10 protein-coding genes are annotated in these 13,262 nt (G+C 74.4%); 8 read left to right on the top strand and 2 right to left on the bottom strand.

Annotation, left to right across the window (positions count from 1 at the left end):
• Window positions 1–29 precede the first annotated feature (29 nt).
• The 4 genes from BM242_RS13175 to BM242_RS13160 all read left to right on the top strand — a co-directional run bounded on the left by BM242_RS13175 (window position 30) and on the right by BM242_RS13160 (window position 3,803).
• Window positions 30–350 (top strand): DMT family transporter, encoded by a 321-nt coding sequence (locus BM242_RS13175; protein WP_093838995.1) that lies wholly within the window; start codon window positions 30–32, stop codon window positions 348–350.
• Window positions 350–961, top strand: coding sequence for a TetR/AcrR family transcriptional regulator (locus BM242_RS13170; protein ID WP_093838994.1), 612 nt, complete (start codon window positions 350–352; stop codon window positions 959–961). The genes BM242_RS13175 and BM242_RS13170 overlap by 1 nt, the downstream gene beginning before the upstream one ends.
• Before the next feature lie 10 nt (window positions 962–971).
• On the top strand, window positions 972–1,985 hold the full coding sequence (gene dapD, locus BM242_RS13165; protein WP_093838993.1) for a 2,3,4,5-tetrahydropyridine-2,6-dicarboxylate N-succinyltransferase: 1,014 nt from the start codon (window positions 972–974) through the stop codon (window positions 1,983–1,985).
• Between the two features lie 264 nt (window positions 1,986–2,249).
• The gene (locus BM242_RS13160; protein ID WP_093838992.1) at window positions 2,250–3,803 is read left to right on the top strand and encodes a hypothetical protein; all 1,554 of its coding nucleotides are present in this window, start codon (window positions 2,250–2,252) and stop codon (window positions 3,801–3,803) included.
• 13 nt (window positions 3,804–3,816) lie between these two features.
• On the opposite strand, the gene BM242_RS13155 is transcribed toward BM242_RS13160, so the two are convergent.
• Complete coding sequence (locus BM242_RS13155) at window positions 3,817–4,644, bottom strand: NAD-dependent epimerase/dehydratase family protein (protein WP_093838991.1); 828 nt, start codon at window positions 4,642–4,644, stop codon at window positions 3,817–3,819.
• A gap of 140 nt (window positions 4,645–4,784) precedes the next feature.
• On the opposite strand from BM242_RS13155, the gene BM242_RS13150 reads away from it, so the two are divergent.
• Window positions 4,785–5,918 (top strand): serine hydrolase domain-containing protein, encoded by a 1,134-nt coding sequence (locus BM242_RS13150; RefSeq protein ID WP_217652472.1) that lies wholly within the window; start codon window positions 4,785–4,787, stop codon window positions 5,916–5,918.
• Between the two features lie 188 nt (window positions 5,919–6,106).
• Entirely contained in the window at window positions 6,107–7,558 is a 1,452-nt protein-coding gene (locus BM242_RS13145; protein WP_093838989.1) for an NCS2 family permease, read from the top strand.
• 57 nt (window positions 7,559–7,615) lie between these two features.
• Here BM242_RS13145 and BM242_RS13140 read toward each other — a convergent pair whose 3' ends face one another.
• Entirely contained in the window at window positions 7,616–8,872 is a 1,257-nt protein-coding gene (locus tag BM242_RS13140) for a sensor histidine kinase (RefSeq protein ID WP_093838988.1), read from the bottom strand.
• 511 nt (window positions 8,873–9,383) lie between these two features.
• Between BM242_RS13140 and BM242_RS13135 the strand changes: the two genes are divergently transcribed.
• Window positions 9,384–10,928, top strand: coding sequence for an aldehyde dehydrogenase (NADP(+)) (locus BM242_RS13135; RefSeq protein WP_245834030.1), 1,545 nt, complete (start codon window positions 9,384–9,386; stop codon window positions 10,926–10,928).
• A 286-nt stretch (window positions 10,929–11,214) separates the two neighbouring features.
• On the top strand, window positions 11,215–13,197 hold the full coding sequence (locus BM242_RS13130) for a PhoX family protein (protein ID WP_093838987.1): 1,983 nt from the start codon (window positions 11,215–11,217) through the stop codon (window positions 13,195–13,197).
• The last annotated feature ends 65 nt before the right edge of the window (window positions 13,198–13,262 follow it).

Below are 13,262 nucleotides of genomic sequence, written 5' to 3'. Positions count from 1 at the left end.
CGTACGCATCGTTGTGTACGCTTGTACATATGATGTATCTGACCCTGGCCGGCGCCATTGTGGCGGAGATCCTCGGCACCACCGCGATGAAGTACAGCGACGGCTTCACCCGGCTGTGGCCCACGCTGACCACCGCCGCCTGCTATCTGGTGGCCTTCACCCTGCTGGCCCAGACCCTGCGGACCATGGAAGTGGGCATCGCCTACGCCATCTGGGCGGGCGTGGGCACCGCCCTGATCGCGGTGATCGGGGTGGCCGTGTTCCAGGAGAGCGTCACCGCGCTCAAGATCGCCGGTCTGCTGCTGGTGATCGCCGGCACCACCGCGCTCAACCTCGGCGGCTCGCACTGATGGCCGCCGCCACCCGCCGCCATGACCCGGACCGCCGCCGCCGGATCACCGAGGCCGCCGTCCGGGTCATCCGCGAGCGCGGTATCTCCGCCCTCAGCCACCGGGCCGCGGCGGCCGCCGCCGATGTGCCGCTCGGCTCCACCACCTACCACTTCGCGGGCCTGGACGACCTGCTGCTGGCCGCGCTGCGGGAGGTCAACGACGGCTGGCTGGCCCGCTTCCGGGCCTGGTCGGACTCGGTGGACCCGGACCGCCCGCCGGCCGAGGAGATCACCCGCTTCGTCGCCGGGTCACTGGCCGCCGAACGCAGCCGCACCGAGCTGGAGTACGAGCTTTACTTCGCCGGGCTGCGCAACCCCGTCGTCCGCCCGGTGGCCGCGGGCTGCCTGGACGAGATGGTGGCGCTGCTGCGCCGGCACGTCCCGGACGAGCACACCGCACGGGCCGTGATCGCCCTGCTGGACGGCCTGATGCTGCAGTATCTGCTCACCGGCCGGCCGTTCCGCCCGGAGGAGGTGCGCGACGGGCTCGCCCGGCTGCTCTCCGGCAGCCCGTCCGGGGGCCTTCCGCACTCCGGGACCGGTTCGCCACCGCCCGCCGCGGCCGGTTAGCGTTGCCTGCATGACCGCCACCGAAACACCCGCGACCGGCGGCGCGGCCGCCACCGGCATCGCGCACATCGCCGAGGACGGCACCGTCCTCGACACCTGGTACCCGACCCCCGGACTCGTCGCCGACCCCGGACCGGCCGGCACCACCCGGCTGCCGCTGGAGGAGGCCGCCGGGGAACTGGGCGAGGCCGCCCGCTCCGCCGGGCCGGACGCCGGCGGCCCGCACAGCGCGGGCGGCATCGCGGGCGTCCGGGCCGTGGCGGTCCGCACCGTGATCTCCTCGCTGGCCGACAAGCCGCTGGACGCCCACGACGTCTATCTGCGCCTGCATCTGCTCAGCCACCGGCTGGTGCGCCCGCACGGACTCAGCCTGGACGGCGTGTTCGGCCTGCTGGCCAATGTCGCCTGGACCAACTACGGCCCGGTCCCGGTGGAGAAGGTGGCCGCGGCCCGGCTGGCCGCCACGGCCGGCCGGAATCTGCCGCTCGCCGTGACCAGCGTGGACAAGTTCCCGCGGATGACCGACTACGTCGTCCCCACCGGGGTGCGGATCGGCGACGCCGACCGGGTCCGGCTCGGCGCCCATCTCGCCCCCGGCACCACCGTGATGCACGAGGGCTTCGTCAACTTCAACGCCGGCACGCTCGGTTCCTCCATGGTGGAGGGCCGGATCAGCGCCGGCGTGGTGGTCGGCGACGGCACCGACATCGGCGGCAGCGCCTCGATCATGGGCACCCTCTCCGGCGGCGGCAAGGAGATCATCTCCCTGGGGGAGCGCTGCCTGCTGGGCGCCCAGTCCGGCATCGGGATCTCGCTGGGCGACGACTGCGTGGTGGAGGCCGGGCTGTATGTCACCGCGGGCACCCGGGTGTCCCTGCCGGACGGCCAGGTGGTCAAGGCCCGTGAGCTGTCCGGCGCCGGCAATCTGCTGTTCCGCCGCAACTCCGTCACCGGCGCCGTGGAGGCCCTGCCCCGCACCGGCTCCTGGGGCGGCCTCAACGCCGCCCTGCACAGCAACGACTGAACGTCCGGCACCAAGGGGGCGGGTTCCGCGCGGCAGCCGGGCCCGCCCCTTCCGCTGTGCCCGCGGCGGCCCCCGGCGGCGCGCCGGTGCCGCGGTCGCCGACCGCCCCGGCGTGGCGGGAATCCGGTGACCGGGAGATGACGGCCCGCCGCCGTGTCTAGGCTGGAGCACGGCGGAGAACCGGCGCGCCAGGCGCCGGATCCGCGCAAGAGTGCCGCCGACCCCTGCTGTCCGACTGCTGTCCGTTGCGAGGAGCGCACCGTCATGTCCGTGCAGGACCGTCCCGCCATGCCGCCCGTGCGGCTGCCCTCCGAGGCCGAACTGGCACGGGAGGCACTGGCCGCGCCTCTCTTCGCCCGCGCCGTGCGGCTGGCCCGCTGGGCCGCCGACGGCGTGCCGGTCGGGGTGGCCGGGGAGCTGATGGACGGCCATCTCAAGGACGCCACCCTCCGGCTGGGGCTGGCCGAGGAGTCCGACGGCCCCGCCCTGGCCGCCGACGCCTGGTCCTTCGCCGTCGAGTCCGGCCTGGTGGAGACCGGGAGCCAGGACGACGGCGAGGGGGAGGGCGAGGGGGCGGCGGAGGACGGCGCGGCCGTGGCCGTCGCCCGCCCCGGCCCCGGCCTGGACCGGGTGGCGGGCGGCTCCCCGGAGGAGATCCTGCGGCTGTGGGAGGACGGCCTGGAGGCCGTGCTCGCCGACGCCGCCGCGCCCGGCTTCGAGGACCTGCTGGGCAATCTGGACGGGGTCATCGGCGAGGACGGCAGCGTCGACACCGGCGCCCTCGACCTGGACTCGGTGGACTGGGACCCGGAGGAGGAGGGCGGCCTGCTGGACGCCGCCCTGGGCAATCTGTATCTGCTCTCCGCCGGTGACGAGGAGGTGGCCGCCGGCGGCATGGTCCCGCTGCCGGTGCTGGCCATGTCGCTGGCCATGCCGGAGGAGATGGACGAGCCGTCCACCGAGGTGCTGGACGCCATCTCGGCCGTCATGATGCGGCTGGACGAGTTGTTCCTGCTGCTCACCCCCACCGGTCTGATGGAGTACGACCCGGTGGACGAGACCCTCGGCACCGAGGAGGAGCCGCCGCCCGCGCCGGACGCCGATCCCGGGGAGCCCAGTGAGCCCGGGGAGCCCGGGGAGGAGGACCTCTCCCGCTACGGCCAGGTGCGGCTGACCCCGCTCGGCGTGCACGCCGTGCGCCGCCGGCTGGCCGCCGCCGGGATCGGCACCCCGGCCGTCGGCGATCTCGCCCGGGGCGATGCCGCCGCGCTGCTCGCCGCACTGCCCTCGCTCTCCGAGTCCCTGGTGCGCGAGGAGACCGACGGCTGGCTCGCCCGCCGCGCGCCCGGGGACGGGCTGCGCGAGCTGCTGGCCGCCGCGCGCGGCGACGACCCGGCCGGGCCGGTGCGCCGGCTCGGCTGCCAGCTCGCCCTCTCCCTCACCGGCACCGGAGCCGAGCCGGTGGTCCGCGAGGTGCTGGACGATCCCGAGCTCGGCGGGCTGGCCCGGGTCTGGCTGGCCGAGCGCGGCATCGACGATGTGCCGGCGCCGTCCATGGAGGCCGTGTTCTGGCTGGCCGTCGACACCCTGGCCGCCCAGCTCCGGATCGTCCCGGCCGACGAGGAGGAGCCGCCGGAGGAACTGGTCGAGCTGGTGGTGGGGCTGGTGGACCAGCACAGCGGCTTCTTCGACCGCGCCTGGCGGGTGGATCATCCGGACGGCCCGGACGTGCTGGAGGCCATGAGCCGCATCCACCCCGACCGCCAGGCCGCCAAGGCCGCCCGGCGCGCCGCCTTCAAGGCCCGCAGCCGCCGGTGACCGGCCCCGCCGGTCAGCCGGCGGCCGGCGGCCAGGGCCCGGGACCGGTGGTGAAGGGACCGCCGAGCCAGGCCCGGTCGTGGTCGGTGGCACGTGCGGCCGGGTCGGCGAGAATCCGCTCGGCGTACCGCTCGGCGTCGTCCCGCGGTTCGTACCCCAGGGCGCGGGCCGGGCCCAGGTCGAACCAGCCGCGGGTGTTGGCCGAGGCGCCGTAGACCACGGTGTGGCCGACCTCCGGGGCGGTCAGCGCGGCATGGACCAGGCGGGCACAGTCGCCCGGGCTCAGCCAGGTGGACAGCGAACGCTCGTACGGCGGCGGCTCGTCGGCGCAGGAGCCGATGCGCAGCGAGACCGTCTCGATGCCGGCCCGGTCCCAGTAGAGCTGGGCCAGATCCTCGCCGAAGCACTTGGACAGGCCGTAGTAGGTGTCGGGCCGGTGCGGGCAGCTGACCGGGGTGCGCGGCTCGTCGGGGGCGGGCACCGCGGCGAAGCCGGTGGCGTGCACGCTGGAGGCGTAGACCACCCGCAGGATGCCCTCGGCCCGGGCCGCCTCGTAGACGTGGTAGGTGCCGACGATATTGGTGCGCAGAATGGCGTCGAAGGTGTCTTCGGCGGGCAGCGCGGCCAGATGGACCACGGCGTCCGTCCCGCGCACCGCCCGGCGCAGGGCCTCGGTGTCGTGGAGATCGGCGACCAGGGCGTCCTCGCCCGGCACGGGGGAGGGCAGCGGGACGCGGTCGAGGAGACGGAGGCGGTAGCCGTAGCCGGGGAGCCGCTCGCGCAGCATGGTGCCGACGCGGCCGGCGGCGCCGGTGAGCAGCACGGTACCTGGTGAGGACATGTGGGGGTTCCCTCTCCTTCATGGCACGGGGTGTGGGGGAGCGTGCCGAGGTCTGCTTATTCTGCTGTTCCGTACGGCCGGTGCGCCGGTTGTGGTGCGAGTGGAAGTCGGTGGAGCCGATGTCCGAAGTAACTGCTGAGGTGTCCGCGACGATACGGGGCACCGTAGCCGACGGTTTCGAGCCGGTGCGCGAGGAGTTCGCCGCGCTGCTGCGCGAGACGCCGCAACACGCCGCCCAGGTTTCCGTCTTCGCCGGGGAGCGGCAGGTCGTCGATCTGTGGGGCGGGCCGGACATCGAGGGGTCCACCCTGACCGGGGTCTTCTCCAGCACCAAGGGCGCCGCCTATCTGGCGACGGCACTGCTGATCCAGGCCGGCGAGCTGGAACTGGACCGCGAGGTCATCGCCTACTGGCCGGAGTTCGGTGCCGCGGGCAAGGACACGGTGACCGTCCGGGACCTGCTGACCCACCGGGCCGGGGCCATCGGCACCGACGACGGCTTCACCGTGGAGGAACTGTCCGACGACCGGATCGTGGCGGAACGGGTCGCCGCGCACCGCCCCTACTGGCGTCCCGGCTCCGGCTTCGGCTACCACGCCCTCACCATCGGCGCGCTGGCCGGCGAGGTGCTGCGGCGGATCACCGGCCGGACCATGCGGCAGTTCTACGAGGAGGAGATCCGCGCGCCGTTCGGTATCGACCTCCATCTGGGCCTGCCGGAGGAACTGGAGCACCGGGTGGCCCCGGTGCTGCCCGCCCGGCTCACCCGGGAGGAGCGCCGCGAGGCGGAGCGGACCGCCGCCGCCCCCGACAGCCTGGGCGGCATCGCCGGCAACGAGCACCGGCCCGAGCAGCCGCCGCTCGCCGAACTGCCCAACCAGCGGTGCGTACGGGCCGGCGGCCCGGCCTCGGTCGGGGGCGTGGGCTCGGCGCGCGGCCTGGCCGGGCTGTACGCGGCGGCGGTCAGCGGCACCGGCGGGCGGGCCCCGCTGCTGCGCCCGGAGACCGCCGCACTGCTGGCCCGGCCGCACTCGGTCGGCCATGACATGGTGCTGGGCAGCCACCGCTGCTTCGGCATCGGCTTCATGACCGGGCTGCCGTTTCTGGGCGCCGGGTCGTTCGGGCACGACGGCGCGGGCGGCTCGATGGCCTGGGCCGACCCGCGCACCGGGCTGGCCTTCGGCTATGTCCGCCGCCGCTTTCCGCACCCGGGCGGCGCCGGACCGGACGCGGAACGGCTCAGCAGGGCGGCCCGGCGCTGCGTCCTGGGCTGAGCGGCTACGGTCCGGGCGGCGCCGGGCGGGCGTCCCGATGTGAGAAAACTCCTGCTCAGGGACGCCGAACCGACTCGATTCCGTAACGGACCGGCATCGTGCCACCGGGGGAAACCCGTGCGGGCGGGCGGACCGGCACAATCCCTCCGTCACCCCACCCCCCAGCCCGAGGAGCAGAGGTCACCCCGATGTCACCTTCCTCACAGACCGCCGGACAGGCCGGCAAGGCCGGCAAGGAACACCGGCACCCGGCCGTCCGGCGGATCGACGACTACTTCCAGCTCTCCGCCCGTCACACCACCTTCGCCCGCGAGCTGCGCGGCGGCCTGGCCACGTTCTTCACCATGGCCTACATCCTGGTGCTGAACCCGATCATCCTGGGCGGCGCCCGGGACGTGAACGGCGAGCAGCTCGATTTCGGCCAGTTGGTCACCGCCACCGCCCTGGTGGCCGCGGTGATGACGGTGCTGATGGGGGTGACGGCCAATCTTCCCCTGGCGCTCGCCGCGGGCCTGGGGCTGAACGCCATGGTGGCCTACGGGCTGGCGCCCCGGATGACCTGGCCGGACGCCATGGGACTGGTGGTCCTGGAGGGCATTCTCATCTGCCTGCTGGCCGCCACCGGGCTGCGCGAGGCGGTGATGCACGCCATCCCGATGCCGCTCAAGCACGCCATCGGGGTGGGCATCGGCCTGTTCATCGCCCTGATCGGCATGGTCAACGCGGGCTTCGTCAGCCAGGGCGAGGGCACCGCCGTCACCCTGGGCACCGGCGGCTCGCTCACCGGCTGGCCGGTGCTGATCTTCTGCCTGGGCCTGCTGCTGGCCTTCGCCCTGCTGGTGCGCAGGGTCAGGGGCGCGATCCTGATCTCCATCGTCACCATGACCCTGGTGGCGATGGCCGTCAACGCGGTCGCCGACGGCGTCGAGTGGGGCCTGACCACGCCCGAGTGGCCGGATGACCTGGTGGCCGCCCCGGACTTCGGCCTGATCGGGGAGTTCAGCCTGTTCGGCGCGTTCGCCGAGGTCAGCGCGGTCACCGTGGTGCTGCTGGTGTTCACCCTCTTCCTGACCGACTTCTTCGACACCATGGGTACCGCGGTCGGCGTCACCGGCGAGGCCGGGCTGCTGGACGAGCGGGGCCGGGTGCCGCGGCTGGGCCGGCTGCTCTTCGTGGACGGCCTGGCGACGGTGGGCGGCGGCGCGGCCTCGGCGTCCTCCGCCACCTCCTACATCGAGTCGGCGGCCGGGGTCGGCGAGGGTGCCCGCACCGGCTTCGCCAATCTGGTCACCGGCGGGCTGTTCGCGCTGGCGCTGTTCTTCGCCCCGCTGGCCGCGGTGGTGCCCTCGCAGGCGGCGGCGCCGGCCCTGGTGGCGGTGGGCTTTCTGATGATGACCCAGGCGGCCCGGATCGACTGGTCCGACCTCACCGTGGCGATCCCGGCCTTTCTGACCATCGCGGTGATGCCCTTCACCTACTCCATCACCAACGGCATCGGCGCGGGCTTCCTCGCCTACGCGGTGCTGATGGCGGTGGCCGGCCGGGCCCGCAGGGTGCACTGGCTGCTCTGGGCCGCGGCGGCGCTGTTCGTCGTCTACTTCGCCATCGACCCGGTCGAACAGCTCCTCGGCATCGGCTGAGCGCCGCTCCCCGCGGGGACGCCCGGGGACGCGGGCGGCTGCGCCGCGGCGTGGCGCTCAGCGCGCGGCGGGGGTGTCGTCCGGGCCGGCGGCGGGCCGGGGCTGGAGCGGGAGGCGGGCGAAGAGGCGCCAGCGGCCGTTGTCGGTGCCCCAGCGCGCCGCACCGCCGAGCAGCGCGACCCGTTCCGCCACCCCGTCGAGCCCCGGGTCGCCGCCCGGCCGGGGGAGGGCGCCGACGCCTCCCGCGCCGGCGGCGTTCTCGATCGTGATGGTCAGCTCGGTCCGGTCCGCGGCGACGGTCAGCCGCACCGGCCGGTCCCGGGCGTGCCGCAGCAGGCTGGAGAGTCCTTCCTGGACGATCCGGTAGCCCTCGCGCGATATCGCCCCCGGCAGCCGGTCCACCGCGTCCAGCCGCTCCAGCCGCACCCGCAGGCCGGCCGCGCGGCTGCCGTCCAGCAGGTCCGGCAGCTCCGCCAGGGTCGGCGCGGGCCCCGTCCCGGCCTCCTCGCCGTCCCGCAGCAGCCCGAGCAGGGTGCCGAGTTCGGCGACCGCCTGGAGGCTGGTCTGCTCGATGGCGGAGAGCGCGCTGCGCACAAAGGCGGGGTCGGATCCCAGCACCTTGCGGGCGGTGGCGGCCTGGGAGGCGACCGCGCCCAGCGAGTGGACCACCGAGTGATGCAGTTCCAGGCCCAGTCGGCAGCGGGCGGCCAGCCCGGCGGCCAGCCGCTCCGCCTCGGCCAGCCGGTCCGCCGCGGTCGGGCCGAGCAGTGGCGGGGCCAGCCGGGCCAGCAGCCCGCCGGCCGCGCCCACCGCGATCAGCAGCCCGGCGAGCAGGGAGAGACCGGCGGCCGGGGCCAGCGCGGCGGGCAGCGCGCTGTCCGCCAGCAGACTGCCGGCCAGGCCCGGCACAAAGGGGACCGCCAGCAGCACGGCGGCCAGCGGCGGCACGATCACGGTGGCCGCGCCCGCCAGGGCGCCCACCTCCAGATGGATCACGTTCCATACCGCGGTGCGGCGCCGCGCGGCGCCGTCCGGGACGGCCCGGCCCTCCGCCGGCAGCGGCAGCAGCTGCGGGCTGCCGACGCTCAGCGCCCGCGCCGCCCGGATCTGGAGCAGCCGCAGATCCAGCAGCAGTTCGCAGGCCGCGATCAGCGGAGCGGAGACGGCCAGCGCCAGCAGATGCGGCACGGGATCCCGCCAGCCGTCGTCGCCCGGGACGGCCAGCACCAGCACGGCCAGCGTGAGCAGGTAGTACGGCAGGCAGAGCGCGGCGCCCAGCAGCAGATGCGCCCAGCGCCGTCGCAGCCGGGTCATGCGGCGCGCGGTACCGGGGTGCGGCGGACGTCCCGGGGGCGGGCGAGGGCCCCGGCGCCGGCGGCTGCGGTGTGTGATCGGTTGATCATTTGGCCAGACTAGGCCAACCGCGGCGGCTCGGGGGGTGGTTCACCACTCCTTGGCGGTGGCGGCCGGTAAGGGGACGGTGGCCGAGGGAGATCGGCGGGCCGGCTCCTTCGCACGGGGAGCCGGCCCGCTGCCCGCCCCGGAGCGCACCCCGGCGGCGACCGCCCGGCGCACCCCTCAACGCGACAAGCGGTTGCGCGATCTTCGCGCTTTCCCGCTATTACATCAAGAGGGCGTGCATCTATTACTGCAACCGATTGCGAGATAGGCTGCGATACGGCCCGGCGGGCAGGCGCCGCAGCGAGGCGGGCTCCTTGCTCGCAGTGCACGGCGGCCGATAGGGTCCGGGACGGAAATTCGCAGGTACAGACGCTGTTCGACATCTCGGATGGCGTCCGAGTGGGACGCCCAGGAGGAGTACGCGGTGCCAGCACCAGTGTGGAGCGTCGACCCCCGGACGGGGCAGCAGCGCGAACAGATCGGCCAGGAGGCCACCGCGGCCGATGTGGACGCGGCCGTGCGGGCGGCCGAGGCCGCCCGCACCGGACTCGCGGACCGCGCGGCCCGCACCGCCCTGCTGCGCGGTGCCGCGGCGCAACTGGAGGCGGCGGCCGAGCAGATCGTGCGCACCGCCGATGCCGAGACCGCCCTGGGCGAGGTCCGCCTCAAGGGCGAACTCGCCCGCACCACCGGCCAGTTGCGTGCCTTCGCGGACGAGGCCGAGGACGGCGGCCACCTGGGCGTGATCATCGACCACGCCGATCCCTCGGCCACCCCGCCCCGCCCCGATCTGCGCCGCTACCGCATCCCGCTGGGCGTGGTCGCGGTCTACGCCGCCTCCAACTTCCCGCTCGCCTTCTCCGTCCCCGGCGGCGACACCGCCAGCGCGCTGGCCGCGGGCTGCCCGGTGGTGGTCAAGGCCCACCCCGACCACCCCGCCACCTCCGAACTGTGCGCCGCCGCGCTGCGCCGGGCCGCCGCCGAGGCCGGTCTGGACGAGAACGTGCTCGGCCTGGTGCACGGCTTCGACGCCGGAGTGGAGCTGATCAAGCACCCGCTGGTGGCCGCGGCCGGCTTCACCGGCTCGGTGCGCGGCGGGCGCGCCCTGTTCGACGCGGCGGCGGCCCGTCCGGTGCCGATCCCGTTCCACGGCGAACTGGGCAGCCTCAACCCCGTGGTGATCACCCGGGCCGCGGCCGGGGAACGCGCCGGGGAGATCGGCGCCGGGCTGGCCGGCTCGATGACCATGGGCACCGGCCAGTTCTGCACCAAGCCAGGACTGGTCTTCACCCCGGCGGGGGAGAGCGGTGATCAGCTCGTCACCTCCCTGGCCGGCGCGCTGTCCGGCACCCCGGAGGGCGTCATGCTGGACGCCCGGATGCGGGAGGCCTTCGCCGCCGGAGTGGCCGCCCGCGCCGGGCTGGACGGGGTCCAGGCCCCGGTCACCCCGGGAGCGGGCGGCTCCGGCGGGGTCGCGGCCGGCTTTCTCACCGTTCCGGCCGACCGCCTGGCCGCCGGCGGCGGGGAGTACGACCTGCTGCTGGAGGAGTGCTTCGGCCCGGTCACGGTGATCGCCCGGTACGGCGACCCGGCCGAGATCAGTGCGGCGCTGGAGCGGATCGGCGGCTCGCTGACCGCCACCGTGCACATCGGCGGCACCGAGGCGGAGGAGCCGGACGGCGAGGCCGCCCGGCTGCTGGCGGAGCTGCGGCCGTACGCCGGCCGGCTGCTGGTCAACGGCTGGCCGACCGGTGTGGCGGTCGCCCCGGCCCAGCACCACGGTGGCCCGTACCCGGCCACCACCTCCACCTCGACCTCGGTCGGGGCCACCGCGATCGAGCGCTGGCTGCGCCCGGTGGTCTACCAGAACACCCCCGAGGCCCTGCTGCCGCCCGAACTCCACGACGCCAATCCGCTGGGCCTGCCGCGCCGGGTGAACGGCCGGCGCGAGGAGCCCGCCGGGCGCTGACCCGCGGCCCGTATCCCGCGGCCCGCATCCCGTATTCCGTATCCCGTATCCGCTGTCCCGGAGCCCATATCCCCGTACCGGCCGGTGCCGGCGGCACCCGACCGTGCCGCCGGCACCGCCGCGTACAGCCGTGCTACCCGCGTCACATCACCCGTATGGCCGGTGGTGGTCGGCCGTTCACCGTTGCGGTGACTGGAAGCCACGGGCGGCTCCTACTCTCGCGCGCAGTTCACGTCCCCCCTACCCCGCAACGGCGGGGCCGACGAGCACAGTGAGGCCAGCGAGGATGTCAGACCAGTCAGCCAGGGCCCAGGTCTTTCCCGCCTACGACCCGGACGAGATCAGCTCCAACACCTCCGGCAACCGGCCGTTCCAGCAGGTTGCCGAATCGTTCCTCTCCCGCCGTGCCGCGCTGCGCGGCACCACCGTCGCCGCGGCCGGTTTCCTGGTCGCCGGCTCGGCGCTCGGCGGGGCGGCCCCGGCCGCGGCGCACGGCCGCGGCCATGGCCACGGTCACGGTCACCACGGCGGGCGGGGCAAGGGCCACGGCCGCAGGGACCTGCTGGGCTTCGAGCCGGTGCCGGCCAGCGACGCGGACGAGTTCACCGTCCCGCCCGGCTACCGCACCCAGGTCATCATCCCCTGGGGCACCCCGCTCCGCCCCGGCGGCCCGGCCTGGAAGAAGGACGGCAGCAACACCGCCGCCGAGCAGGCCGAGCAGATCGGCATGAACCACGACGGCATGCACTTCTTCCCCCTGGGCTGGGGCCGGAGCTGCCGCCGCGGCCTGCTGGTGCTCAACCACGAGTACACCGACGCCGCCCTGCTCTACCCGGACGGCGACGCAGAGATGACCGCCGACAAGGTCGCCAAGGCCCTGGCCGCCCACGGCGTCAGCGTGGTCGAGGTGGAGCGCAAGTGGAACGGTGAGTGGAAGCAGGTCCGTTCCCGCTTCGCCCGCCGGGTCACCGGTACCACCCCGGTCGGCTTCTCCGGGCCGGTCACTCTGGACCACCCGGCGCTGGCCTCCGGCAACGAGCCCATGGGCACCCTCAACAACTGCTCGCACGGCGTGACCCCCTGGGGCACCTACCTGGCCTGCGAGGAGAACTGGAACGGCTACTTCGGCACCGAGGACCCCTCCTGGGGGCCCACCCCGGAGCAGGCCCGCTACGGCGTCTCGGCCACCGGCTTCGGCTACCGCTGGCACCTGGCCGACCCGCGCTTCGACGTGGCCGTCAACGGCAACGAGCTGAACCGTTTCGGCTGGATCGTCGAGATCGACCCGCACAACCCGTACGCCAAGCCGGTCAAGCGCACCGCCCTGGGCCGCTTCAAGCACGAGGGCTGCACCGTCACCGAGTCCCGCGGCCGGGTCGTCGCCTACTCGGGTGACGACCAGAGCGGCGACTACATCTACAAGTTCGTCGGCGAGGGCAGCTGGCGCGCCCACCGGGCGCGCCGCCGCAGCCCGCTGGACCACGGCACCCTGTATGTGGCGAGGTTCAACGACGACGGCAGCGGCGAGTGGCTGCCGCTGGTCTTCGGCGAGGGCCCGCTGACCGCCGCCAACGGCTGGCAGGACCAGGCCGATGTGCTGCTGCGCACCCGGGAGGCGGCCGACGCGCTCGGCGCCACCCCGATGGACCGCCCCGAGTGGGTCTCCGTCAACCCGAAGAACAAGGACGTCTACTGCGCCCTGACCAACGGCTCCGGCGGCAACGCGGCCAACCCGCGCACCCCCAACCCGTACGGTCACATCATCCGCTGGGCCGAGAAGAACGGCGACAACACCGCCACCACCTTCACCTGGGACATCTTCCTGCTCTCCGGCGACCCGGCCTACGACTCCTCGGTCACCCTGGACGAGGACAGCCTGCACGGTTCGCCCGACGGCCTGCACTTCGACCGGGACGGCCGGCTGTGGATCATGACCGATGTGTCCAACTCCACCCAGAACCGGGCGGACCGCGGCCACGACAACATCGGCAACAACCAGCTCCTGGCCGCCGACCCGAAGACCGGTGAGGTCCGCCGCTTCCTCACCGGGCCGCGCGGCTGCGAGATCACCGGCGCCGTGATCACCGACGACGGCCGGACCATGTTCGTCAATGTCCAGCACCCGGGTGAGGCCACCGCCGTGTTCGGCGAGCCCACCCCGGAGAACCCCCGGGCCGTCTCCAACTGGCCCGACTTCGATCCGGACGGCCGTCCGCGGTCGGCTACCGTGGTGATCAGCCGCACCGATGGCGGAGTGATCGGCGCCTGACCGCGCCCCCACCGCTCCGCACCTGCCCCTCCCGGCGGACCCCCGGGAGGGGCAGCGGCGTTTCC

Origin of the sequence: Streptomyces aidingensis (assembly GCF_900112355.1) — a bacterium.
Lineage (GTDB): Bacteria > Actinomycetota > Actinomycetes > Streptomycetales > Streptomycetaceae > Streptomyces > Streptomyces aidingensis.
Note: the sequence above shows the minus strand (reverse complement) of the source record. Positions and strands in the feature narration are given on the sequence as shown.

Excerpts from the sequence above, each read along its gene's own strand:
- BM242_RS13175 (WP_093838995.1), top strand. The coding sequence starts at position 30 with ATGATGTATCTGACCCTGGCCGGCGCCATTGTGGCGGAGATCCTCGGC.
- BM242_RS13145 (WP_093838989.1), top strand. The coding sequence starts at position 6,107 with ATGTCACCTTCCTCACAGACCGCCGGACAGGCCGGCAAGGCCGGCAAG.
- dapD (WP_093838993.1), top strand. The coding sequence starts at position 972 with ATGACCGCCACCGAAACACCCGCGACCGGCGGCGCGGCCGCCACCGGC.
- BM242_RS13155 (WP_093838991.1), bottom strand. The coding sequence starts at position 4,644 with ATGTCCTCACCAGGTACCGTGCTGCTCACCGGCGCCGCCGGCCGCGTC.
- BM242_RS13140 (WP_093838988.1), bottom strand. The coding sequence starts at position 8,872 with ATGACCCGGCTGCGACGGCGCTGGGCGCATCTGCTGCTGGGCGCCGCG.
- BM242_RS13160 (WP_093838992.1), top strand. The coding sequence starts at position 2,250 with ATGTCCGTGCAGGACCGTCCCGCCATGCCGCCCGTGCGGCTGCCCTCC.
- BM242_RS13170 (WP_093838994.1), top strand. The coding sequence starts at position 350 with ATGGCCGCCGCCACCCGCCGCCATGACCCGGACCGCCGCCGCCGGATC.
- BM242_RS13130 (WP_093838987.1), top strand. The coding sequence starts at position 11,215 with ATGTCAGACCAGTCAGCCAGGGCCCAGGTCTTTCCCGCCTACGACCCG.